This is a genomic window from Streptomyces sp. NPDC048506 (assembly GCF_040651315.1).
Taxonomy (GTDB): domain Bacteria; phylum Actinomycetota; class Actinomycetes; order Streptomycetales; family Streptomycetaceae; genus Streptomyces.
The window spans coordinates 14,521-38,927 of the sequence record NZ_JBEZIX010000074.1; the positions used below are offsets into that span (position 1 = coordinate 14,521).

At 66.2% G+C, this 24,407-nt stretch carries 18 protein-coding genes and 1 pseudogene; 14 read left to right on the forward strand and 5 right to left on the reverse strand.

Annotation, left to right across the window (positions count from 1 at the left end; genetic code table 11):
* Positions 1–105 precede the first annotated feature (105 nt).
* Together AB0C96_RS39000 and AB0C96_RS39005 are read left to right on the forward strand one after the other, a co-directional pair.
* Entirely contained in the window at positions 106–1,626 is a 1,521-nt protein-coding gene (locus AB0C96_RS39000; protein WP_362924519.1) for an IS701 family transposase, read from the forward strand.
* A gap of 177 nt (positions 1,627–1,803) precedes the next feature.
* A pseudogene (locus AB0C96_RS39005) lies at positions 1,804–2,292 on the forward strand (transposase); the annotation flags it as partial.
* Between the two features lie 134 nt (positions 2,293–2,426).
* Here the strand turns inward: AB0C96_RS39005 and AB0C96_RS39010 are convergent.
* From AB0C96_RS39010 to AB0C96_RS39020, 3 genes are read right to left on the reverse strand one after another with little or no spacing between them, the layout of a single operon-like run.
* Positions 2,427–3,641, reverse strand: a complete 1,215-nt coding sequence (locus AB0C96_RS39010; protein ID WP_362924521.1) for a serine protease — start codon at positions 3,639–3,641, stop codon at positions 2,427–2,429.
* Positions 3,592–3,933, reverse strand: a complete 342-nt coding sequence (locus tag AB0C96_RS39015) for a CU044_2847 family protein (RefSeq protein ID WP_362924523.1) — start codon at positions 3,931–3,933, stop codon at positions 3,592–3,594. The genes AB0C96_RS39010 and AB0C96_RS39015 overlap by 50 nt, the downstream gene beginning before the upstream one ends.
* Before the next feature lie 3 nt (positions 3,934–3,936).
* The gene (locus tag AB0C96_RS39020) at positions 3,937–4,812 is read right to left on the reverse strand and encodes a hypothetical protein (RefSeq protein ID WP_362924525.1); all 876 of its coding nucleotides are present in this window, start codon (positions 4,810–4,812) and stop codon (positions 3,937–3,939) included.
* A 215-nt stretch (positions 4,813–5,027) separates the two neighbouring features.
* On the opposite strand from AB0C96_RS39020, the gene AB0C96_RS39025 reads away from it, so the two are divergent.
* From AB0C96_RS39025 to AB0C96_RS39045, 5 genes are all read left to right on the forward strand, one after another.
* Positions 5,028–5,336 carry a hypothetical protein gene (locus AB0C96_RS39025; protein ID WP_362924527.1) on the forward strand — a complete coding sequence of 103 codons (309 nt, stop codon included), beginning with the start codon at positions 5,028–5,030 and terminating at the stop codon, positions 5,334–5,336.
* Between the two features lie 25 nt (positions 5,337–5,361).
* A protein-coding gene (locus tag AB0C96_RS39030; RefSeq protein ID WP_362924555.1) for an IS5 family transposase occupies positions 5,362–6,253 on the forward strand; the annotation gives its coding sequence in 2 pieces (ribosomal slippage) (positions 5,362–6,219 and positions 6,221–6,253; 891 coding nt in all).
* Between the two features lie 816 nt (positions 6,254–7,069).
* The gene (locus tag AB0C96_RS39035; protein ID WP_362924529.1) at positions 7,070–7,936 is read left to right on the forward strand and encodes an alpha/beta hydrolase; all 867 of its coding nucleotides are present in this window, start codon (positions 7,070–7,072) and stop codon (positions 7,934–7,936) included.
* 597 nt (positions 7,937–8,533) lie between these two features.
* Positions 8,534–9,751, forward strand: a complete 1,218-nt coding sequence (locus AB0C96_RS39040; RefSeq protein ID WP_362924531.1) for a ParA family protein — start codon at positions 8,534–8,536, stop codon at positions 9,749–9,751.
* Complete coding sequence (locus AB0C96_RS39045) at positions 9,748–10,839, forward strand: ParB/RepB/Spo0J family partition protein (RefSeq protein WP_362924533.1); 1,092 nt, start codon at positions 9,748–9,750, stop codon at positions 10,837–10,839. The genes AB0C96_RS39040 and AB0C96_RS39045 overlap by 4 nt, the downstream gene beginning before the upstream one ends.
* A 1,016-nt stretch (positions 10,840–11,855) precedes the next feature.
* Here the strand turns inward: AB0C96_RS39045 and AB0C96_RS39050 are convergent.
* Positions 11,856–13,004, reverse strand: coding sequence for an IS630 family transposase (locus tag AB0C96_RS39050; RefSeq protein WP_362924535.1), 1,149 nt, complete (start codon positions 13,002–13,004; stop codon positions 11,856–11,858).
* A 168-nt stretch (positions 13,005–13,172) separates the two neighbouring features.
* On the opposite strand from AB0C96_RS39050, the gene AB0C96_RS39055 reads away from it, so the two are divergent.
* The 4 genes from AB0C96_RS39055 (at position 13,173) to AB0C96_RS39070 (ending at position 19,200) form a co-directional block, all read left to right on the forward strand.
* On the forward strand, positions 13,173–13,736 hold the full coding sequence (locus AB0C96_RS39055) for a GNAT family N-acetyltransferase (RefSeq protein ID WP_362924537.1): 564 nt from the start codon (positions 13,173–13,175) through the stop codon (positions 13,734–13,736).
* A gap of 566 nt (positions 13,737–14,302) precedes the next feature.
* Positions 14,303–14,506, forward strand: coding sequence for a ribosomal protein L7/L12 (locus AB0C96_RS39060; RefSeq protein ID WP_362924557.1), 204 nt, complete (start codon positions 14,303–14,305; stop codon positions 14,504–14,506).
* A 766-nt stretch (positions 14,507–15,272) separates the two neighbouring features.
* Positions 15,273–16,412: a hypothetical protein gene (locus AB0C96_RS39065; RefSeq protein WP_362924539.1), complete on the forward strand. Its 1,140-nt coding sequence runs from the start codon at positions 15,273–15,275 to the stop codon at positions 16,410–16,412.
* 1,531 nt (positions 16,413–17,943) lie between these two features.
* Positions 17,944–19,200 carry an IS256 family transposase gene (locus tag AB0C96_RS39070; RefSeq protein WP_362924541.1) on the forward strand — a complete coding sequence of 419 codons (1,257 nt, stop codon included), beginning with the start codon at positions 17,944–17,946 and terminating at the stop codon, positions 19,198–19,200.
* Here the strand turns inward: AB0C96_RS39070 and AB0C96_RS39075 are convergent.
* Positions 19,197–19,967 (reverse strand): MBL fold metallo-hydrolase, encoded by a 771-nt coding sequence (locus tag AB0C96_RS39075; RefSeq protein WP_362924543.1) that lies wholly within the window; start codon positions 19,965–19,967, stop codon positions 19,197–19,199. The two genes, AB0C96_RS39070 and AB0C96_RS39075, sit on opposite strands and share 4 nt — an antisense overlap.
* A gap of 981 nt (positions 19,968–20,948) precedes the next feature.
* Here AB0C96_RS39075 and AB0C96_RS39080 point away from each other — a divergent pair.
* From AB0C96_RS39080 to AB0C96_RS39090, 3 genes are read left to right on the forward strand one after another with little or no spacing between them, the layout of a single operon-like run.
* A complete protein-coding gene (locus AB0C96_RS39080) occupies positions 20,949–21,989 on the forward strand; it encodes a bifunctional DNA primase/polymerase (protein ID WP_362924545.1) in 1,041 nt (346 codons plus the stop codon).
* Entirely contained in the window at positions 21,986–23,521 is a 1,536-nt protein-coding gene (locus AB0C96_RS39085) for a phage/plasmid primase, P4 family (RefSeq protein ID WP_362924547.1), read from the forward strand. Before AB0C96_RS39080 ends, AB0C96_RS39085 begins: the two co-directional genes overlap by 4 nt.
* Positions 23,518–23,922: a DUF6009 family protein gene (locus AB0C96_RS39090; RefSeq protein WP_362924549.1), complete on the forward strand. Its 405-nt coding sequence runs from the start codon at positions 23,518–23,520 to the stop codon at positions 23,920–23,922. The genes AB0C96_RS39085 and AB0C96_RS39090 overlap by 4 nt, the downstream gene beginning before the upstream one ends.
* The last annotated feature ends 485 nt before the right edge of the window (positions 23,923–24,407 follow it).

Below are 24,407 nucleotides of genomic sequence, written 5' to 3' on the forward strand. Positions count from 1 at the left end.
GCATTGCCGCCACGCTCCTCTGTCGCCGCCGCCTCATTGCTTCATGAGCCCTCGCGATCGCCCCCCGACTGCGCTGTCCCTCGAAAGTCGCGGCAAGATGCCGCTGTGAGCCAGTACTTCGAGATGGGTGACCAGACCCTGTGGAACGCGTTGAATGGGGCTGCCCGGTTGTTCCTACGCCACATGGCCCTCTACGAAGCCGAAATGGATCTGCCATCTGGCATTGGCCCCATGGAAGCCGACGCGTGCCAGATCGACCCCACCGACTTCAAAGTCTTCGTCGAAGCCCTACTAGTAGGGCTTGGTCAGGTTGCTTGCGGTGTGGCGTGTCTTTCAGCTTCGGTATGCGTTGATGGGGGTGTGACTCCGGACGAGATTGCTGCTGTGCGTGGTGAGTTGGAGGACTTTGCGGGGGAGGTGTTCGAGCCGTTCGCGCGGAACGATCAGCGCCGTTGGGGACAGGTCTACGTGCGAGGACTGCTCACCGACGGCAAACGCAAGTCGGTCGAGCCGATGGCGGCCCGGCTGGGTGAGGACGGGAACCGGCAGGCACTGGCGCATTTCGTCACCACCAGCCCGTGGGATCCGTCCCACATCCGAGCCCGGCTGGCCTGGAAGGTGGAAGCGGTGATCCGGCCGACCGCGGTGGTCTTCGATGACACCGGCTTCCTCAAGGACGGCGACGCCTCGGCGTGCGTGTCCCGGCAGTACACCGGCACCGCCGGCAAGGTCACCAACTGCCAGGTGGGTGTCTCGCTGCACCTCACCTCCCCTCACGCCTCGACGGCGGTCAACTGGCGCCTGTTCCTGCCAGAGACCTGGGCGGCCGGCTCGCCGAAGGCGGATCCGAACAAGGTCGCCCGCCGCACCGCCTGCGGCATCCCTGACGACATCGGGCATGTGGAGAAGTGGCAGACGGCTTTGGACATGGTGGATGAGACCCGCTCGTGGGGGATCGATGTGCCGCTGGCCATCGCGGACGCCGGCTACGGCGACGCCGCCGCCTTCCGGCTCGGTCTTGCCGCCCGCGGCCTCAACTATGTGGTCGGCATCTCCACCACGCTGTCGGCCCAGCCAGGTCAGGCCGTCCCGGTCACCGGGGACTACTCCGGGACCGGACGGCCGCCGGTGGCGAAGTACCCGAACAAGCCGCAATCGGTGAGACAGCTGGTCATCGCGGCGGGCCGGAAGGCAGCGAAACCTGTGCAATGGCGGGAGGGATCCCGCCCCGGCACGGGCCGGTCCGGCCTCAAACGCATGTACTCGCGGTTCGTCACGCTGCGGATCCGGCCTGCCGGACGCGAGATCGCCCGCGCCACCGACGGTCCCGTGCTGCCCGAGTGCTGGCTGCTGGCCGAGTGGCCCGCCAGGGAGGACGAGCCGGTCCAGTTCTGGCTCTCCGACCTGCCCGCCGACACCCCGCTCACCACGCTGGTCCGACTGGCCAAGCTCCGCTGGCGCATCGAACACGACTACCGCGAGATGAAACAGGCCCTCGGCCTGGCCCACTTCGAGGGCCGCACCTGGAGGGGCTGGCACCACCATGTCACCCTCGTCTCCGTCGCCCACGCCTTCTGCACCCTGCAACGACTGGCCAGAGCCCCAAAAGGAACGGCGCCGGCCTGAGCCTCTACCAAGTAGTCCGTGAGTTACAGCTCCTCCTCGCAACCTGGACCGGCGCCTGCCCCACCTGCCACCGCGACATACCCGCAGCAATACCAACCTGACCAAGCCCTACTAGGGCCTGGTCAGGTTCACTCGCCAGTGGCGTGTCCCCTTGATTGCTTGTGCTGTTGAGCGGGTGTGATGGCTGAGGAGTTGGCTGCGGTCCGGTGTGATCTGGAGGACTTTGCGGCGGAGGTGTTCGAGCCGTTCGCGCGGGCGGATCAGCGCCGGTGGGGCGGGGTTTATCTGCGGGGACTGCTGCTGGACGGGCGGCGCAAGTCGGTGGAGCCGATGGCCGCGCGGCTGGGTGAGGACGGCAACCGGCAGGCCCTGGCCCACTTCATCACCTCCAGCCCATGGGACGCGGCCCATGTGCGTGCCCGTCTGGCGTGGAGAATGCAGCAGGTGATCAAGCCGACCGCGCTGGTCATCGATGACACCGGCTTCCTCAAGGACGGCGATTGGTCGGCGTGCGTGACACGGCAGTACACCGGCACCGCCGGCAAGGTCACCAACTGCCAGGCCGGGGTGTCGCTGCATCTGGCGTCCGACGGCGCCTCTGCGGCGGTCGACTGGCGCCTACTCCTGCCCGAGAGCTGGGATCCCACCTCACCGAAGGCCGATCCGGCCAAAACTAGGGTCTGTCTGACAATTCGCGTCGGCTGCGGCATCAGCGGCTGGCGCCGCGGGGCGCTTGGCTTCCCCCGCCCCTCGGGGGGCTGGGAGGTACCCCCATGGCGCCCGGCTGGCCCGGCGGAGCGTCATGTAAGCGGCACGGTGTGCAGGCTCCATCCCTCGGGCAGTGTTTGATACCACATGCACCGGCCGGATCTGGGGGAGATGTAGACCATCGTCCGCCGCCAATCCGTGAAGAACTGCCAGCCGACGGCTCTGGCGTCCGTGCCCTGACGAACGCGGTACACGCAGTACACCACCGCAGGCGGTGCGAAGTTAGGGTTCATTTCCGGGGATACCGTCTCATGCGAGCAGCAGGCGATCAGCTGGCGGCTCCGGTCCACGTGCCGCAGACGCTGGAGCAGTTCCCGCCGGTCCGAATTGGTGGTCTCCCGCCTCGAGATCCAAGCCACCAAGTCGGCGTAGGCAGCCTCCGCCGAGGTGTGGACGACCATCCGCCGGTCGTCGGGGCCCTGGGACGGTGTCCAGCTCAGCGCAGCCTTGTGGTGCAGGGAGACATTGCTCGACCACGGAAAGTCGACCCGCACCCAGCTCCATCCCGGGCCCATTTCGATGAGCCCCTGGGCGGACTCGGCAGGCGGTCGGCCATCCGTGGCCGCACGGGTTTCACACAGATCGGCGATCCGGGCCTCGGGAAGCACGGAGTGGACAAGCGGGAGGGCGAGCGCCCTTCCCGTGCGCTCGGTCGAATCAGCCTGAGCCACCAGGCCGACGACTGCCCCGTACTTCACGGACCACAGGCCGCCGCCGCTGAACCCTTCCCGCAGGACGTTGCCGTCCGGCAGCTCCAGGCCGATCCATCCGTATGGCAGACGGTTGCTGACCCGTCCCCGGGCCAGCGCGCCCAGCATCTGCGACTCACCCGACGGATACCCGAAGACGCAGCACTCTTCACCGACGAGCTGTTCGGGCGCCACCATCCTCAGCGGGGCCGGCGTCGGCAGGGTCCCCGACGGGCGGAGCTTGAGCACCGCGCAGTCGATGATGTCGTCGGGGACTCCCGGCACCTTGGCCGCCCCGTACTGAACCGACGCCACGCCGACCGTATCGGACTGCGGCACGGGGGTGGATGCGGCGTACGGAAAGGCGACTTCAAGGCGGTCCGGGTCGAGGCATCGGACGACGTGCGCGCAGGTCAGTACCGCGTCGGGGGTGATGAGGACCCCGGTGCCCTCGACGCCGCCGGCAGACGAGATCGCCGCCGACCATACGAAGTCGACGGAACCTTCCTCATGCACCGGAAGGGGCTGACGCCGGCTCGTCGGGCGGCCGGGCGGCACCGGACCAGGTGAGCGAAACCTTGAAGCTGGATTCGGTCGACGCCTGCGCGACCGCCCAACTCAGCCTCCCGGTCAACGTGATCCCGAAGGACACCTCGGCGGAGTCCACCCCGATCTCGCGCACCGCGTCGAGGATCTCCCGAGCCACGCCGACGACAGTGGTCAGGCGTTCCTCGATCATCTGCGGCGCGCGCCGGCTCCCGACCTGGCGCGCGCCGTCCTGGCGGTCGGGCTGGTACTGGACATGCACGACCGAACCGTCTTCAAGTTCGTAGCTGGCCGTCTCGGTCACGGTTCAGTCCATGCCCATCTGATATCTGGCGGCCGCCCCCCTGAGCCGCATCGCCAAGTCGTCGACCGTCAGGCCCTCGAAGGTGCCGATCGCCATGGCCGTGGCCAGCGCGTCGTCCAGGAACCTGTCGAGGTCGAGTCCGGCGATGTTCGTCCGGCCCAGACGCGGCCGGCCGTCGCCGGTCTGATCGACAATGAATCTCGCCATGAGAGGGAGGTCGGTGCCCTGCATGGCCGGGCGGTTGAAATTGACAAGGCCGCGGAGGTACCGCTCGATGGCCAGTCTGTGTTCGGTGCCGGTGAACTTGCATTCAATGACGTTGCGGAAGAACGCACACTCTACGCCCCGGTACGCCGGCCCGGCGGCCTGCCACAGAGCGGCGACCGAGTCGCCGAAGCGGCCTTCGAACATCTGGGCGTGTAGCGCCTGAAAGGCTGCATCGATCTCAGGGCTGATCTCGCCCTCGCGGCCGGCCTGTTGCGCCTGGAGGATGGCGTTCATCTGAGCGAGTTGCGGCGAGCCGCCGGAGCCGGGCGGGCTGCTGGGCCGCCCGCCGTCGGTCGGGCGCAGGCTCTCGAGCCAGCCGACCGATACGCCGTCGATCGCCTCGCGAGCGCACCGAGTCTGGTCTCCGCCACGGATCGGATACACGAGGAAGACGAAGAAGCGCTCAATCAGCAGCACGGCACCTGCGACCTTCGGGTGCGGCTCCCGGAAGTCCGAGGGCTCCGAGAACATCAGTGACCCCGACTTCGCCCGAAACTCCGCGTCCTCCTGGTTCGGCCAGGCGTGGTCGGGACCCTGCCATTCGAACGGCGAGCTCGCCGACCCGTCGAGCCGGGTACGGGCGACGCCCCACGTTGTACCGGTTTCAGCCACGAAGTCCCCCAACTGTCGTAGATCAGGCCGTGGACAACGCTCGCGGGCGCTGCTTCGGTCCCCCTACAAATCATGTCAGAGTTCAGTTTTGTGCGACATCCCGCGGTGCAGACGGGTCAGCACTGTCAGGTGGCCCGGGTCCGGCGGAGCTGTCTGACAAATGATCAACGTCGTTCTGATCTTGGGCGGTAGGAAATGGCCTTGCCGTGGTAGTAATGGCCAGCGATGCTGGGCCGATGCCGGGGCAGCGCAAGAGAAGACGTCAGCAGCAGGGCGAGATGCGGCGGGCTGCTGACCGCATCGCGCCGGAGGCAGGCCGCTGGGAAGTGCTCTTCGAGACCCAGGATGAGTCGGAGTGGCGCGAGCACATTCGCCGTCTCCGAGCGTCGGAAGCACGGATCGACTGGACCGCGGCGCGGATGGACACGTTCTGCGGGCGCCTGATGCATCCGACCACATACCGGCTGAGCCTCTTCGTGCGGGACCCTGTGCCCGATCCGGGCCAGGACTCCTCCGATAATTGATCTTGTGGCTGGTCAGGGTGAGTTGATGGACGTGGCGTGGGAGCGGATAGAGCCCTTGTTGCCGCGGGTGGATGGGCGTGGTCGTCCCTGGCGTGACCACCGGCAGGTGGTCAACGGTGTGCTGTGGCGGTTGCGGACCGGGGCTCCGTGGCGCGACCTGCCGGAGCGGTTCGGGCCGTGGCAGACCGTATACGAGCGGTTCGCCCGCTGGGAGGCGGACGGCACATGGGCGAAGCTGTTGGAGCATGTCCAGGTCCGCGACGACGCGGTGGGCCGGGTGGAATGGACCGTCGCCGTCGACTCCACGGTCAACCGTGCCCACCAGCACGCCGCCGGCGCGTGCAAAAAGCGGACGCAGACGGGGAACGAACTGGAAGATCCGGGCCGCCCGCAGACGCGTCAGGCCCTCGGGCGATCCCGAGGCGGACTGACCACGAAAGTCCATCTCGCCGTGGACGGCCGCGGGTTGCCACTGTCGATCGTGCTCACTCCGGGCAACGTCAAAGACGCCACCGCGTTCGCCCAGGTCCTCGACGGGATCCGCGTCCCGCGCACCGCGACGGGCCGGCCCCGCACGACACCGGTTCGGGTGCTGGGCGACAAGGCGTATTCCAGCCGGGCGATCCGCTACCTGCTGCGGCGCCGGGGCATCGCCGCCACGATCCCCGAACGCCGCGACCAGGCGGCCAACCGCCGACGCCGAGGCGCCCGCGGCGGCCGTCCACCCGCCTTCGACAAGGAGTTCTACCGCGACCGCAACGTGGTCGAACCATGCTTCGCCCGCCTCAAGCAGTTCCGGGCGATCGCGACCAGGTTCGACAAGCTCGCCGACCGCTACCACGCAGGGATCGTCCTGGCATCCCTGATCCTCCGGCTGCGCGAACCCATCAGATGATCATTTGTCAGACAGGCTCTAGGTAGGTTCCCACCGAATCCGACTCTGATCGCGTGCTGTCGGGAACTGTCCGGCCGCTTGCAGTGCCTAGAACGGTGGGCGTACGGGCGCTCGTGCACCAGGTCATAGGAGGACTGACTGAGGGCATCCGGGCGGCTGGCAGCATCTCGGACTACGTAGTGTGCGGCCTGGCTTGCCCGGCAAGCATCCGAGTCGCCAGCGACGTTGATGAGAAACACACCATCCGCATTGATGAGCTTTGCGGTCGAGCGCGAGCTGGTGCCATTACGCGTTCAGTTCAGCGGCCGCGTTGGGCACGTCGCTTCGTACCGCCACCAGTGGTGCGGCGTTGTGCGAGATGATCGGGCGCCACGCGGCTCGTGGAGGCAGTACCTCCTCGACCCGCCACTCCCCCACGACTTCCAGCCCTGCACGCTGTAGCAACTCTGCGAGCTTGTCTCGCTCCCCCCTGCGTCATGTGTCCCATCCTGCCCAAGCAGGTCCCTACCCTCTTCTCGCTGGAGTTGAAGAGCGACCTCTTCACAAGTGTCCTGCCGAACGCGCGTGGGTGATAACGCCGTTATCACCCACGAAGGTACCGGGGGCAGAAGAGCCCAATTGAGGCAGCGAGGGGCGGGAACGTTCTGGGTTGAGACGGCCTTGCAACGTTGATCGTGGCTCGGAGTGATAACGCCGTTATCAGCAAGGGTCCCTGGCTCTTTCATGACTGCGGATGAAGTCCAGGACAGGCGACCCGGGCCGGGCTTGCATCACAACTTCCCCAACTCGTGGTGCCCTTGTCGCTCCACGGGCTGGGACGCGGGGCGATACTCGACCAGTGGACTCGATCTACCGGAGTACGACAGGCGAGGAGCTCATTCGACGCTGGTGCCTCGACCAGCTCGCCACATGGCAGGTGCCACACGAACGGAAGACGGTAACCGCCAATGGCACCCAGACCCACGTGGTCCTTGCCGGCTGCGGCTCGTCGACGGTCGTGTTCGTCCCGGGCACCAACTTCAGCGCCGCCGCTTCCCTCCCGATGGCCACGGCTCTGGTCGCCGTCGGGTACCGGGTCGTGTTGGTGGACGTCCCCGGCCAGCCTGGTCTCAGTTCTGGCGAACGTGGGCTGTCCGGAGGCCGGTTGTGCTGGTACGGGGCATGGCTGAGGGAGGTGATCGAGACGGTCTCGTCCGATCCGGTAGCGGTGATGGGCCACTCCTTCGGTGCCGCCATTGCCCTGTCCAGCGACTCCCCCAGGATCGAGCGGCTGTTCCTGGTCTCCCCCGGCGGACTGACCAGGCTGAGGCTGACGCCCACTGTGTTGGCCGCCTCGGCCGCCTGGTTTCTGTGGCCCGCACCGACACATAGCGCGCGACTGTTGCGCACCATGCTCGCGCCTGGCCATCTGCCGCGCGAGGAGTTGGTGACCTGGATGACACTGGTTGCCCGGCACGCGCGCTCCAGCGGAGCGCCCGGCGCTGCCGTCCTGCCCGCGCGGCCGCTATCCCGCCTGGTCGTCACCGGGGAGCATGACGTCTTCCTCCCTCCCCGGCGGCTCGGCCCTACAGTGCGCCGTACCCTCGGTGCTGAGCTGGGTGTGGTCTCGGGAGCCGGACACCTCGTGGTCGAGGAGTGCCCCGCATACCTGGCCGCCCTGCTGGAGAGTCCCGGCCGGTCCGCCTTCGATGTCCCCACTACGTAGCCGACCTCCGGACGCCGTATCTGCCGACCTTCCAATCCCGGGCTCCTACACGGCGGCGTCGCTTCGAAAGTCGTCTTCGTCGTTGGCCAGTGCTCCCGGGGCGCTAGGTGATAACGGCGTTATCACCCGAGCAGATTCCGAAGCGGAAGTCGACGGACTGGCAAGGCCGACGGCATCGGTGATCCCCAAAGATGCCCGGCCTTGTTGTCCGTGTAGCACTCCCCCACCAGCCAGGCCAAGGTTCGGTGAGGTGAGTACGGGCTGCAGCTGTGGGTCTGTGGCGCTGTGGTTCTTGCTGTGGCCATGCGCGCCGTGTCGTGGCGTGTGTGGGACGCCAGCTGCGCTGACCGCGGGCGACGTTGCGGCGTTGGTCGGAGCTCGGGGTGATAACGGCGTTATCACCTGGCATGCCGGCAGCCTGTACTTCTGTGGATCTCGCATGGTTGTTGGCGAAGGAGTGGCGCGTCTGCTGCGGGAGACACGAGGTATGTGTTTAGGCTGCCTTGGCTGCTGTTGTGATAGTCCGTCCGGATCACTTTGGCAGACACTAACGTCTCGATACAGATTTCGATCTCCGACGTTAGTAAGGTTCTCTCCATGACGTCACCTCAAGGCGGCCGCGAAAAGGTCGTATCGAAACTGACTGCCGCGCTCCGGCAAGACCTCAAGGTCCGCACGGCGCAGCTCGGCATCGACATCCAGGACGCTGTCGCCGAGGGCATCGCCACTTGGCGGGGCCTAGGGGCCAACCCTCCAACCGTGGACACCAGCGGAGCCGAGTCCTTCTCGACCTGGCTTCCTGACGGTCAGTGGGAGCAGTTCCGCACCGATGTGAAGGCCCGCGGAGTGTCCATCACCCAGGGCCTGGCTCAGGCCGTGCAGCTGTGGTTGGACACCAACCCCTCCCCCACCATCGCTCGTCCGGCGGTCGTGCAGCGAAAGATCATCTGCAACCAGAAGGGCGGTGTCGGCAAGACGGCCATCGCCGCCGGTGTCGGCGAGGCCTTCGCCGAAGACCCCAACCAGCTCTACCCGGTGCGGATCGCTCGGCAGATGACCGAGACCGGCGTCGACGCCGAGCTGGAAGAGCTCACCGGCATGGGCCTGCGTGTCCTCCTGGTCGACTTCGACCCCCAGGGCCACCTCACCAAGCAACTCGGCCACGCTCCCCTGCCCATCGACGGTGACAGCCTGGCCAACCACATGTCCGGCGAAGGCAAGGCCAACCTGGGCGACCTGATCGTCACCGTTGACGACGAACGATTCGGTGGACGCCTACAGCTCCTGCCGGCCTGTGCCGACGCCTTTCTCCTGGACGTCAGGCTCTCCCGCGTCCGCATGCGTGAAGCCGCCCTGGAACGCGCCCTCGAACCCGTCGAGTCTGACTACGACGTCATCGTCGTAGATTGCCCACCCAGCCTCGGCATGAGCATGGACGCCGCCGTCTACTACGGCCGGCGCCGCGAAGGCGAGCCCATGGGCAAGTCGGGGGTCTGCATCGTCGTCCAGGCCGAAGACAGCTCCGCCGACGCCTACGACCTCCTGGTCACCCAGATCGAAGACCTCCGTGCCGACATGAAGCTCGAACTCGACTACCTCGGCATCATCGTCAACCTCTACGACGGACGCCGCGGATACATCGCCACCTCCTCCCTTGAACAGTGGAAGGCCATAAAGGATCCGCGCGTCGTCGGCGTCATCCCCGACCGACGAGAGCAACGCGAAGCAGTCCGCATGAAGCAGCCCCTCCTGTCCTACTCCCCCACCAGCGAACAGGCCGCGAACATCCGCGCCCTGGCAAGGGAGATCGCATGAGCCGCGCACGTGACCGGCTCGCGGTCTCCACATCGTTCTCCCACGCCTCTCAGGTCAGCGCGCGCCGCCAGGCCATCGCCGCCGCCACTGAGGCGCCCACCGCAGGAACCGAGGCAACGCCTCGCCCTGAGCTGCCTCTGAAGCTCATCAGCGAGAATCCGGACAACCCCCGTGAGAAGGTCGGCGACGTCTCCGACCTGGTCGTGACACTCAAGGAGATCGGCCTCGTACAGGCCATCACCGTCGCGACCGTCGAGGCCTACCTCCGCACCCGACCCGACCGAGCGAAGGACCTCGAGTCCGGTGCCGAGTACGTCGTCGTCGACGGACATCGCCGATACGCCGCTGCCCGCGAGGCGGGCTTCGAGGCCATCAAGTACACAGTCAATGACGACTTCGTCGCCACAGACGAGAGCCTCCTGGAAGCCGCCTTCGTCGCCAATCTCCAGCGGGAGAACCTCTCCGATCTGGAAGAGGCAGCCGCCCTGGAGAAGCTCGTCGAGCACTACGGATCCCAGCGCAAGGCCGCTCAGCGGCTCGGCGTCACACAGGCCTTCATCTCCCAGCGCTTGTCGCTGCTGAAGCTGGACCCTGCTCTTCAGGCAGATTTGGAAGCCGGTGAGCGGAAGGTTGAGCACGTACGCGGCCTCGCTGGTCTCGCTCCTGAGGAGCAGCGAAAGAAGGCCGACGAGCGTCGCGATACGGCGGCCGAGAAGACGAAGCAACGGCGCACCGCACCGGCTGCCGAGCCAGCAAGTGATAACGCCGTTATCACTCCCTCGCCGACAACCGCTCCCTCCAAGGGCGATAACGGCGTTATCACTCCCGCCGCCGAGGCCGACAATGCGGACGGTGATGATGACGGCGCTGTCGCCCAGGGCTCCCGTGATGCCGCGGGAGTGGCCCCTGTGCCCGCAGCGCGCAACGCAGACACTGAGGCCGTCGTTGAGGACGAGCCGCAAGAGATCGAGACGATCCACTGGCGAGATGCTTCGTCGGTGGCTGCAGCCGTCACGCGACTGATGCCGCAGACGGAGATCCCGCGGCTTCTGAAGCTACTGGGGGAGAGGTACAAGGTCGCCCAGTAGCCTTCCGTCGATCTGGACGGGTGTAGCAGCATCGGAAGGGCCCAGCTTTTCAGCTGGGCCCTTCCTCTCTGTGCTGTGCAGCACCGGCCACCACGCCAGGAGAGCCAGCAATGCCGAACCACACCAGTGGTCGGGCCACCCGACTGATAACGCCGTTATCACCCCTGGCCTGGTGGCTGTGGGCACGGGGGTGATTACGGCGTTATCACCCCCGATGCCGAGACGGTGTCTCTCGTGTACGCAGCACCCCACACGAACAGGGGAGTGGTCTCACCGGTCCAGGAAGGCGGTTGGTGTCGGAGTCGATGTCGTGGTCGCCAGGGGCTGACCAATAGGCCGGGCGTGCGGTGTCTCCAGCTCCGCCGGAACCTCGGAGCGATTGGCAGAGCTCTTCACACATCGCGGTAGCGAGGTCAGGCCGGAGGGAGACAATCGAGGTCAGCGTATCCAGGGCAGATAGCAAGCACGTGGCCAGTGCATCACGCCAGCCACCCATCCCAGTCGTCGTGGGGCGCCGGGGGGATCGGCAGTCGGCTCCGGATTCATGGTGCAAACCGTCGCAGGGCAGTCGTGTTGGGGGCGGCGGGGTCCCGGAACGTGCTCCGCGGAGGCGTCTCTGCCAGTGCAACTCGCTTCGGACAGGCGCCAGTGTCGACTGGCCCGACCAGACCGCTTGGGGGTGAAGCTGCGGCATGGAGGGTTCGGTTGTTCGCCAGCCTTGCGCCTTTAGTTGCTGGGGGAGTGGGTAGCTAACGGCCGCGAAAAGTGCCAGCGCCGGCACCGCAGCGAGCAACCAGGATGTCTCAACTTCGTCGAAGGCACACTGCGGACGGCTCTCAAACCTAGGCCGGTCCTAGCGAGGAGCAGCGGCAGAGGTCGGATGGGCGGCGCGTGGAAGCGCCTATGACGGAGCCGCCCCGCTAACGCGCTGGTCATCGACTCAGTGAGCGACTACGCCGTTGTCCTTTTCGTTGCGGCAGCTTAGTAGTCGACGCTCGAAGTCCTTCGGGGGTTGATCATGCGCTGAGACGGGCGGAGGATTCTTCCTGCCGATCGAGTGTGTGTCGGTCGAGCCTGGTCAGCAGATCGTCCAGGTCGGAGGTGGTAAACCTCGACTGGAATGGCTGTGCCGTGGCGTTGTAGCGGTCTTCGAAGGCTCGGAGCCGGTCCCGGACCTTGCTGAGGTCCGTGAAGTCGTTGGGCGAGACGACCTTGCGCTGGACGATGGAGAAGAAGATCTCGATCTGGTTCGTCCAGGAGGCGTGCACGGGGGTGTGGACCATGACAGCGTTCGGAAACGCCCTGTTCAGGCGATCTATGGCCTTCTTTCCTCGGCGGGAGGAGCCGTTGTCGACGATCCAGAAGACGCGTCTGGCGCTGGCGTAGGGCCCGGTATTCATGACCTGGGTGATCAGGTTCATGAAGGGCCTGATGCCGGCCTTCGGTTCGCAGCGGCCGAAGACGCGGGCGCGATGGACGTCGTAGGCGGCCAGGTAGGCCAGCGCGCCGCCGCGGTCGTATTCGTGGTTGACGCGCATCGCCCGGGCCTGCGCGGGTGCCAGTGTCGGATGGCAGCGGCAGCGCGCCTGGATGGAAGCCTTCTCGTCTGCGGAGATCACGTACTCGTCCTCGCCCAGCGGGACGCCGTCGAAGGTGCGGGCGTACAGGTCCAGCACGCGGGCGGCCCTGGGTCGGAAGGCGGGGTCACGCACGAAGATCCAGGACTGGTACTGCCAGGGCTTGAGCGCGTCCTGTTTGAGCCAGCGCCGCACGGTGGAAGCGGAGATCGACCCGGCGATGGACCGGGTGACTGCCTCCCGGGCGAGCTCCGGACACGACCAGCGCGACAGCGGCGCGCCCGTCCCGGCGGGTAACTGACAGGCCAGCGCCTTGACCTCGGCAACCTGCAGCGCGGTGAACGAGACCGGCCGACCGGACCGATTACGATCGGCCAGGGCAGGCAGGCCTCCAGCGGCGAAGCGCCCCCGCCAGGTGCGCACCGTGTCCACGTGCAGCCGCGTCTGCACGGCTATTCGGGCATTGGGACGCCCTCGGGCCGCCAATAGCACGATGGTTGCCCGCTGCCGGGCCTGATCCGGGGTCTTGTGGCCGTATGCCATCTTCTTCAGCCGGTGGCGCTCGGAGGCGGTCAGCACGACGGGCACGGCGGAGGCGAGGGGCATGGGAGGAAAACGACCGATCCTTCGGGGCAACGCGGAACGGGCCGGCACCAGGCCGCACCCATCTCTATATCCTGCGACGTCATGGCAACGCCCCTGAGTTGCTGAGGAAAATCGTTGGGCTGACCGACTTACTGCAGGCATGATCGACTCGTGGACACCTACCTGGAGACCGAGCGCCTGGCCTTGCGCCGCTTCACTGCCGATGACGCGGACCTGCTGATCGAGCTGGACAGCGACCCGGCCGTGATGCGCTACCTGACCGGCGGCAATCCGACCGCGCCGGAGGTCGTCCGCGAGCGCAACCTGCCGAAAATCCTCGCCGGTTACGAGAAGTGGGGCGGCGACCTCGGACTATTCGCCGCGCTCGAGAAGGACGGCGGCGCGTTCATCGGCTGGTTCCACCTGCGTCCCGAGCCGGAGGGCCCGCTGGACGAAGCCGAACTCGGCTACCGGCTGCGACAGGCGGCTTGGGGCAAAGGTTATGCCACCGAAGGCTCGCGAGCCTTGCTGGACAAGGCGTTCACAGAGCTCGGTGTACGCATGGTCTGGGCTGCAACGATGTCCGTGAACCACGGTTCGCGCAACATCATGGAGAAGCTCGAAATGACGCTCGCGGACACCATCCCGACTCCCCCCGACATGGAGATGATCGAGAGCTCCGAGCATGGAGTCGTACGGTACGAGATCACCAAGGAGCAGTGGGAGCAGCAGTAGCCACGGTGCGAACGGCCGTTCTGCATCCACGCCCACCGGAACCGGTAGGTGGACCACAGGAGCCGTACCAGGCTGAACACGACGCTCGCCACGGACTGTTGGTTACCGTCAACGACACCTCTTACTGGGCGATCAGCGACTAGGCCGGCGCAGTAGCGGCGGCGCTGACACGGCGGCCCTACCCTGGCATCAGCCTCGCTCTGCAACCGAGACTCCCGGACTAGTCTCGCCACAATCCTGTTCTGGGGTCAACCCCCGAAGAAGTTCGAGCGTTGACCGCTTAGTTTCCGGTGGTGATAACGGCGTTATCACCACCGTCGCGGCTCTCAGGGAATCACAGTGATCGCGCCGTACCATCGCAACTTGAGGAGTCCGGTGCAGGCTCGTGGGTGGGTGGGCTGGCGAGGGGTGGGCTCGTGGCGTGAGGTCTGCGGCTGCGCAGTCCCCGTCGCTGTTGGAACCGTTGTGCATCGTCCTATGCTGCCGTTCACTTGCAGATTGGTGGGGGATCGGAGTCAGTGAGCGCATTGTTCTTGCTCATCTGTGACGACTTGCCGCACGCCGTAGTGCTGACAGATCCAGGACCTCGAACGATCGAGGTCGTGAAGCTTCTGCGCAGACGGACTGGGCTGAGTTTGTGGGCCTGCAAGTGCGTCGTCGACCAGGTCCCTGCGGTCATCCTTGAGAACGTGCCAGAAGCGGTCGCGACCGCCGCGGTGGCCGAACTCCGTGAGACCGGTGCCAGCGCTCATGCCGAGGTGCATCAGTAAACGCCGGGCCGTGGTCGTAGGCACACATCAGCCGCCGGACCTTCGGGCGGCTTCGTCGTCTATCCCGGCCACCGCTTGCCCCTGCCGCGTGGTGTCGCGGGGGAGAGCGGCCTGATTGTGAAGCGCGGAGCCTCAGTGTGCGCAGCTCCGATGTGCGAGCTCGGGCGTGCCAAGTTCCCCGATCCTTGCTGGTTGGTGAACCTGTGAGTGATAACGCCGTTATCACCGGGCTCTGAACAGCTGGCGAGTACCGTCGGAGGCACCTTCTGCCACGGACTCGCGCACATCAAGTGGCGTAGGGGATCGACTGGTGGAACTCCTTTCCGTCGAGACATCTTGGCCTTGTCCCGCGGACTCGCTCTCGAGTGCGTGATGTCTGGTCCGTGGCACGACCGCGCTCCCCACTCCGTGCTGTGCTCCTCAGGAGCGGCCTTCATAGCCGATGCCGGCACGGACCTGGCGCGGCCTGCTTCGGATGCTGCGCTGCGATTGCGTCGCCATAGCGGACGAGAGGTTCCGTTGAGCGGGGACTCACCGGGCGGGGTGACGTGGTTGGGCATGTCATCGCAGGGCAGGTGCTGGAGACTTCGGCATCACCCGCTTCCATTCGCCGCCTGGTCCCTGTCCAGTTGCGGCTTCTCCATAAGCGCGCCTTCACCCCATGGGCCTCACCCATATGCCCGGCTCACGTGCTCTCTATCGGATTGTCAGTGGTGACCTCTACCGTGAATGCGGCTGAAGCTTTCGACGGGGAAGGCGGCATGCGTTGGCGAACAAGGTCTGGCACGTGGCGTTAGACATCGTCATCGACTTGGCACTAGACGACCTGGGATATCCGAACATCCCGACATTGTGGGAGACGCTGTACGCGGCCGACCGTCTCTATGCCACCCGGCACGTCCCGCTCTCCGAGCGAGGTCTGCGCTGTGGTGGCGTCTGCAAGGACGCCGGCGTAGTCGCCTGGATGTACCTCAGGGAGCGCAACGGACGACGCGAAGCCGTCCACGAGCGCCGAGAGGACGAAGAGCGCCACGCCGCTCCCATGACCGACGAACACAAGGCGTATCAGGAGCGCATCGTCCGAGTGGCGCAGCAGGAAGGGTTCCAGGCCGACAGCGAAGTCCGTACCTCCATAGGTAGCCGCGGCTGGATTCAGACCGACACCCTGGTTCAGAGCAACGACGGGCGATGCATCGGCTGGGAGATCCAACTGTCATCCGTCGGCCACAACGGCCCGCGCAGTGTGCGCGCTCGCGCTACCAAGGCTCGCAAGCACGGCATCACCCCGGCCTGGCACACCGATCGTCCGGACTACGCGCGCCGCAACGACACGCAATGGACTCGCAGCAACAATCTGCCTGCCCATGTCATCGCCAAGATCGGCGATCTGCGTGTCGTTTCAGGGTTCCGCGTCTTGGACTTTTGGCGCTGCGACGTCCATGCCCTCTACCGCTGTCCAGACACCCAAAGTCGCTGCGGTAGGACTCACATCACGCCCAAGCCCCGCGACATCCTCTTTGATGACCTGGTCCGCAAGACCGCCGCCGGGCTGGTCGTGCCCATAGAGCACCGCCACGGGCGCCTTATCCATCGGTTTTGGGTCACACGCACTGACCGGGACCGGCATCATGACCTTCTGGGTGATGTGGCAGCTGTCCGGCCCGAGGAGAGCCGTCATCCTCAGAGAGGCCGCTCTGCGGCGCCTACGTGCTCTAGCCTCCCTCCCACTGCTGCCACGGTTGTACCGGCTCAGTGCGGTATTGCGGGCGTCCTGGATTGGAGCTCTGACGACCACTGGTCCGACGAGCAGCGCCCCTGCCAGCACTGCGGAGGCCCAACCAATCTCCGTGATGACGACCGCAAGCCCTCTCACAAGGTCTGCGCCGAAACGCGCAGAAGCCCGTAACCGTCACAGAAGGTGGATGGCCTTGGCAGTCTTCCGCTGACTAACCACGCCCTTGCCGGCCCACTCGGTGTCTTGCGGCCACTGCCGCGAAGCCCGCGGCCGACGCGCAGGTCGTGAAGGGTGCGGTGGGGGAGAGGCGTTGTGTTGGGGATGTGGCGGCCCGGCGATGGTGTTGTTGGCCCGCAGGACCTGTCCGGCCAATCATGCGCGGGTCCCTATGCCGAGGGATATCGCGGCGGCAGTATCGAGGGGCATGTCCGGGCCGAGTGCGACATCCCGTCGATCAGCTACCGACGCTCCCGCCAGCCGCCAAGACGGACCTCAAGAATCGGAGGGCTGCTCCGCTTCTTCGTCAGGATCGATCCTAAGAGCGAAGCCCACTACGGCACCTCGCCCCTTTCGGCATGTCGCTTCTGCTGTCCCGCGGCTCTACAAACGCTGTTCGAGCCAGCACGGGCAACGTCGGGTCCAGGGCCGGGCTCAGGCCTGGTGCCAGTTCAGAAGCCGAGCTTCGGCAGTGCTGGTCAGTCGAAGCTGAGACGGTGACGCCGAGAGGCAGATGGTGAACGGCACACTCAACCCTCGCTGCTGCGAAGGTGATAAGCCCAAGGGACAGTGCCTCCAGAGCTTTCGGCATAGGTGGAAAGTGCACCTAGGCGTGAGGTACCTCGACGAGTATCACTGTCTGAACTCCTCGTCGGCAAAGTTGAGGCAGAACCCAAGGATGTAGCCGGCCGCGAGGACTTCCAAGGAGCCGTGGGTTATCTGGCTCAGGCTGAGGCGCACAGCACGGTCTCCTCGGACCTCCGGGACAACCATGGAAGGGCACCAACTCGCCAACAGGGCCTCCAGGAGGCCCAACCATAGTCTGTGGCCAAGACGGAAAAGGGCGCGACTACTGCCAGCGAGGGTGTCGTCAGCGCGAAAACGGCTTGTCGTGCAGGAGGTCCGATCCTGATAACTACTGATCGAGGTATTCACCAGACTTGCGCCCCGATAGCTGGTCTTCTAGAACCACAGATCGCTATCGAAAATTCGCTGTAGTCGCTATCGGCACCGCACCGATGTGTCCGCGGTGCAGCAGTTAGGCTTCGTCCGCTCACTCCCGTGGTCGGATATCTGCGGCGTTCGTCCCTGCGTGCGGGTTTTCACATCGATAGGTAGGCCCCGGAAGCACCATGTTCTGGCCGCTTCTGCATGGTGGTCGACGTGAGGCGAGGCTATCCTGACGCCGTGCGTCCAAAAGGGAGTTGCCAAAGCAAACGAATCCGGGGCCTGAGTTCGGGGGCACTAGCTGAGCAGGGGAGGCCGCCTGAAGGTCTCTCTGGATTTTTTCAGCGTCGCATGTTCTTGTGTCGTGCCGGAATCGCAGGATCGTTCATCCAGCTTGGAGGCTGGCGTCGCATCAGCTTGAGCAATGCTCAGTACCTGTGGATCACTCCTGAGGGAAGGAGGCGTACCTTCCCGATGGATCGGTCGATAGGTCATCGAGCAAGGCCGACGTTGCCGCGTCGGTCGGGAAGGCACGCCCGTGCTTACGGTAGTCAACGAGGACGGCACCACGCCAAGCGGCAGTTCACTGCTGGATGAGGTTGTCCGGGAGGGTGCACGGCGGATGCTGGCCGCCGCGCTGGAGGCCGAAGTCAACGCCTACATAGCCGAGTTGGCCGATGAGCGCGACGGCAAGGGGCGCCGCCTGGTGGTTCGCAACGGCTATCACCAGCCCCGGGAGGTAACCACCGCGGCCGGCGTAGTCGAGGTGAAGGCCCCGCGGGTGAACGACAAGCGCATTGATGAGCAGACGGGCGAGCGCAAGCGGTTCTCCTCCGCGATCCTGCCGCCGTGGTGCCGCAAGTCCCCGAAGATCAGCGAGGTGCTGCCACTGCTCTACCTGCACGGCCTGTCCTCCGGCGACTTCGTGCCCGCCCTGGAGCACTTCCTCGGCTCCTCCGCCGGTCTCTCGGCGGCGACGGTCACCCGCCTGACGACGCAGTGGCAGGCCGACCACACTGCCTTCATGGACCGCGAACTGTCCGAGGTCGACTACGTGTACGTGTGGGCCGACGGCATCCACCTCAACGTTCGCCTGGAAGAGGCCAAGGCGTGCGTCCTGGTGCTCATCGGGGTCCGCGCCGACGGCTCCAAGGAGCTGGTCGCGCTCAAGGACGGCTACCGCGAGTCCGCCGAGTCGTGGGCGGACCTGATGCGCGACTGCGCCCGCCGCGGCATGCGAGCCCCGGTCCTCGCGGTCGGCGACGGCGCCCTGGGCTTCTGGAAGGCCCTGGCGGAGGTGTTTCCCGACACTCGCGAGCAAAGATGCTGGGTTCACAAAACGGCCAATGTTCTTGACTCCATGCCGAAGTCGCCGCAGCCGGGCGCGAAGAAGGCCATCCAGGACATCTACAACGCCGAAGACCGTGACCACGCCGAGGCGGCGGTCAGGACGTTCGCCCAGTTGCACGGCGCGAAGTTCCCCAAGGCGGTCAAGAAGATCACCGACGATCACGAGGAACTGCTGGCTTTCTACGACTTTCCGGCCGAGCACTGGATCCATCTGCGGACCACGAACCCCATTGAGTCGACCTTCTCCACCGTCCGGCTGCGGACCAAGGTCACCCGCGGGGCCGGCTCTCGCACCGCCGCCCTGGCCATGGTCTTCAAACTCGTCGAGTCCGCCCAGCAGCGGTGGCGGGCCGTGAACGCGCCCCACCTCGTCGCCCTCGTCCGCGCCGGAGCCCGTTTCGAACGTGGCTGCCTTGTCGAACGCCCCGAGGCAGCCGCGGCCTAGCCGATTGAGAAGGTGGCATCGGGGGCGGCGTAGTCGACGGGACCGTCGAACCGCGCCGAGGCACGTGCCACCGCTTGCTGCGGCGTGAGGAAGCGGCCGACGTGCGTGACGATCAGTCGGCCCGCCCCGGCCGTGCTGGCTGTGTCGCCGGTGTCCTCGGGCGTGTGGTGCACCTGGCCGCCCTCGACCGGCGCCTGTGCGCTCTCGGCTTCGCACAACAGTACGTCGCATCCCTCGGCCAGCTCCGTGAGGCTCGGGCACGGTGCCGTGTCTCCGGAGTACACCAGCGACTTGCCCGCCGCCTCGATGCGCACGGCGAAGGCGGGAATGCCGTGCGACACCGCCCGGCTGGTCAGTCGGAGCGAGCCAATGGCCGCCTGGTGCCCGTCGTGCAACTCGGTTACCGCGAAGGCGGATTCGATCGGGCTGCGGGCCGGAGTGTTGGTGAGAAAATTGGCCAGCCGGTCGGCGATTCCAGGCGGACCGTAGAGAGGGATCGGCGCTGCGAGGTGAATGTCCGCGTACAAGGCGCCGTAGTACGCGGTGAGCAGGTCCGCGCTGTGATCGGCATGCAGATGCGAGATCCAGATCGCATCGAGCTCATCCAGCCGCACATGACGCTGGAGCGGGCCGAGCGTCCCGCTGCCCGCGTCCACCCAGATTCGAGTGTCCCCGCTCGACACCAGATAGCCGGAGCACGGATTGTCCACGCTCGGGTAGGGCGTCGCGCAGCCCAGGACCGTGAGGTGAAGAAGCTCGTCGCTCATCCCAAGATCCTAGAACACACGATCCACAAGTCTTGACGATTACTCCATCAGCTTCCAAGCCAGACCGACCGGATGCCGATTGGGGTACTTGGGCTTCGGGGAGCGGACTGCTGTCGTGCTAACGGCCTGCGCGCAACATCTCGGTAGGAGGGCGGGCACGGGCTAGTACTAGCCCGTACTAGCCCGTTGTCTTTCAGGCCCTCAAGAGAACAGCAACCTGCTAAGGCCGCCTGCTGGCTCGTTGTCTCCAGCGACTCAACGTGGGGGGCAGCGACTGATGTTGTTTGGGTCGCTGCCCCAGTCGCTGGATAAAACTGCAGGTAGACACGGCATTAGGCCTCCCGGAGCGACTGAAGCGACTGAAGGTCCGCATCTATGACACGCGCGCGCGCCCGGGAATGTCTTCATAGTTCCGAACTCGAGTCGCTTCAGTCGCTCCAGGACTTGCTTCAAGGCGCTGACCTGCGGCTATGCAGGATTTGCCCCTCAGCGACTGAGTACTTCCAGCATCTTTTGCTCAGTCACCGATCGTCCCACCTCCTTAGCAGTTTGCCCTGATATGGCAGGTGAGTACTGAACAGGAGTGGCCAGCGACTGAAGCGATATAGGGCTAAAACCGCAGGTCAGAAGCTTGGCGGGGGTTCCGTAGCGACTGAAGCGACTGAATGTTGCACATGCCGCCCATCTCGCGGCTACTGCCGTTCTTCGGGACGGCGAGTCGCTACAGTCGCTGAAGGCCGCTCTTCTCACGAGACGAAAAATCAACACGCCGAAGGACGCCACACGTGCGAGGGAACAGCAGTACCTTGCGCCTCCTCCGCTAACCTGTGATCGAACAACTTGAGACCTTGAGTCGCTTCAGTCGCTGATGGCATCGCGCATCCCCTCTGAACTGCGGTTTCATCCAGCGACTGAAGCATCCACCGTCCCTACGCACCGCAGAAGGCAGCCATTCCAGCAACGCGTTCTCTCCCCGACACGTTGACCGTCGCACGGTGGTGCGCGACGGCGGGCTGGCCCGTCCTTCCTCTCGCTCCTGGGCGTAAGACGCCCGCCCGCAACTGCCGGACGTGTTCGGCACCAGGGCACAGCCACCACGGCTGCTCATGCATCACTGGCGGACGCTGGTGCCACGGATTCCATGCGGCCACCACCAACCAGGAACGACTGGGGGAGTGGTGGCGACAAGAGCCTGCCTTCGGTGTCGGTGTCGCCTGCGGCCCGGCCCGACTCATCGTCATTGACGTTGACGCGCACCCGACTGCACTGCCCTCGCGGGATCGGCTCCTGCCGGGTATCGCCGTTCATGACGACGTCGACCTGACCGGGCTCGACAGCGGTTTCCACACCCTCGCTGTGCTCGCCGCGCTGCGCGAGGCCCAGAACCCCGCCGATGACGCGAGCACGCTACGCGTGCGGACTCCGTCCGGGGGACTACACATCTGGTACCAAGCCGCCGCCAACGACACCTGGTTGTGCTCCGCTGGCTCGACCCCCGGCCGGGCGTTGGCCTGGCAGGTCGACATCCGTGCCCACGGCGGATACATCGTCGCGCCCGGCACCACGACCGCTGACGGCGCCTACACCCCGGTCGGCTCCTGCACCACGCCCGCACAGCTGCCCAGCTGGCTGGCTGAGGAGCTCACCCGTACCGGACACCGCCCCACCGACCAGCCGGCCGTGCCACGCCCCGCAGCGCCGCCCCGCGCCCGCCAAGCCATCGTCGCGGCGGGCGGCGGCCGCGAAGCCGCCGCCAAAGTCCTTGAGTCCGTCCTCGCCGAGGTCGCCGACTGTGCCCTGCGCACAGAAGGCGCGGGCTTCTCCGACAAGCTCAACCGGGCCGCCTTCACCGCAGGAGGCCTCATGGCCGCCGGCCACCTCTCAGATCAGGCAGCGCAGGACATGCTCCTGGCAGTTGCGGAGCATGCTCGACCCGGCCAGCACACACGGGCTGCCTCGATCATCCGCAGTGGTCTGGCCGCCGGCGCCCGACGCCCGCTCTACCCGGGAGGCCGTCCGTGACCGCCCAAGGCTTCGACCCTGCGGCTGTGGCACGCCAGATCCTCCAATACAACCAGCCACCCCTGCCCACACAGAGCACTCCGGCTCTCCCTGCCCAGAGTCCCCCAGGGGGCCGTCAGGAGCCGGCGCCTCCGTACCGCGCCACCGACACCGGACTGCTGCCTGACTCGCTCACCGACCGAGGCATGGCCAAGAGCTTCGCCCACCTCTACGCGAGCGACTACCGGCACGTGAACGGCCTGGGCTGGTACAAGTGGACCGGCTACCGCTGGGAACCGGACGACCACGACACCGTCGTATGGGCCGCGGGCGACATGGCCGAGTCCCTAGCCACCACCGACCCCAGTGGTCTGCACACCGATGCCGAGCTGCGCCGCGAACGACGCCGAGCCATGTCCACCTCGGGCATCAAGTCCATGCTCATGCAGGCCAAGTCGGCCAACGGGATGCTGCTCGACGCCGCACGCCTCGACGCCGACCCCTACGTGCTGTGCACCCCCGGCGGCATCGTCGACCTGCGCACCGGCCGCATCCACAGCCCCGACCCGCGCAAGGACTTCCACTCCCGTTCCAGCTCGGTGTGCCCCCAGCAGATGGCCACGCCCCGCTGGGACCGGTTCTTGACCGACACCTTCGGCGCGGACGCCGAAGGCCGGGAGATGATCGACTTCCTGCACCTGCTGCTGGGCTACTCCATCACCGGCGACGTCGGTGCCCAGATCCTGGCCTTCCTCTACGGACTGGGCAAGAACGGCAAGAGCGTCCTGCTGGACGTCCTGGTCAAGCTGCTCGGCGATTACGCCGATGCGGCCCCGCCCGGCTTCCTGATGGCCAAGCCCTTCGAAGGTCACCCCACCGACCTGGCCGAACTCCACGGCCGCCGCGTCATCGTCTGCTCCGAACTCAAGGCGGGCGACCGTTTCGACGAGGCCCGCGTCAAGCTCCTGACCGGTGGCGACATCATCAAGGCCCGCCGCATGCGCCAGGACTTCTTCAGCTTCGTGCCCACCCACAAGCTGTTCCTGCTCGGCAACCACCGACCCGAGGTCGGCACCGGCGGGTTCGCCTTCTGGCGCCGCATGCGCCTGGTCCCCTTCGAACGCGTCGTACCCGACGCCCGCAAGGTCGACAACCTCGCCGACATCCTCGTCACCGAGGAGGGGCCCGGCATCCTGGCCTGGCTGGTCGCCGGCGCCGGCCGCTACCTTGGGGGAGACAAGGACCTCACCGGACCAGAGCGCGTGCGCGTCGCCACCACCGCCTACGCGGAGACCGAGGACCACATGGGACGGTTCCTGAGCGAGTGCTGCAAGCTCGACGTCGGTCTGCGCGCCGAACAGAAGCACCTCTACACCGCCTACACGCGCTGGTGCGAGTCCGAAGGTGCCACCCCCGTCTCGTCGCGAGCCTTCGCCGGCCGCGTCCGTGAAGTCATCGGCCTACGCTCCCCGAAGGAGATGGCCACCTCCAACTCCAAGAAGTACTACCCAGGCATCGGCCTGCTCGCCGACATCACCGAGGAGAGTGCGTGAGCGCCCTGATCGACCCCGAGGACCTCACCCACGAATCCGACCTCGTGTGGCTTGAGGACACCACCAACCTGGACTATGTGCGCCAGTCCCTCGACCGCGTGACCGGCCGCAACCGCAAGCCCGCGTACCACCGCGACGGGCGCCTCGTCGGCTACGCCACCCTCGGCCCCACCGCGAGACCCTCCCGGGCCTCCGGCACCCACCTGCGCCGCGTCTTCTGGCTCGCCCCCCACGACCGCGACCAGCAGCCCGAAGGCCTCTACGCCACCGGCGCGCCGTCCGAAGCCGTCGACCCCCGCACCGTCGCGCCCCGCGTCAAGGGCTACAAAACCGAACGCTCCGAAGGAGGCCCTGCCTCCGACGCGATGAGAGAGATGGGTATAACGCTTCCCAAAGCCTGAGCCCCCTCATTCTCGACGTGATTCAGAAGTTCAGTCGCTTCAGTCGCTGTTCGGTCATTGGGGAAGCTCTGACCTGGGCTTTCTCGGCAATCCAGGACAGCGACTGAAGCGGCACCGTCAGCATCACTCAGACCGTCCCGAAGCCCACGGCATGCCCGGGAGACGACATTGCCCCGCTTCGAGGATTCCACCGGCTGCCCTCGACCTGCCACCGCTCGATTGTCCTCTCGGAGCCCGGTCGGAGCTTCATCGGGAGTGTGTGGCGAGTAAGGGCAAGGCGCGCCATCCTGAGCGCCTAGGGGCAGGGGTGGCTGCTTGAGGGGCGGTGGTTCGCCGTGGAGGTCTGCCGGTCACAGCGTCTTCGGCCAAGAGCAGGGCGAGGCCAACCTGGGTTGCGTCCAGGGAAGTGGTGTAGGGGTTCGACCTGATCCGGGGGTTTGCTCCGGCTTCTGGCTGATGCCCGCATAGATGAACGGCCACCGGCT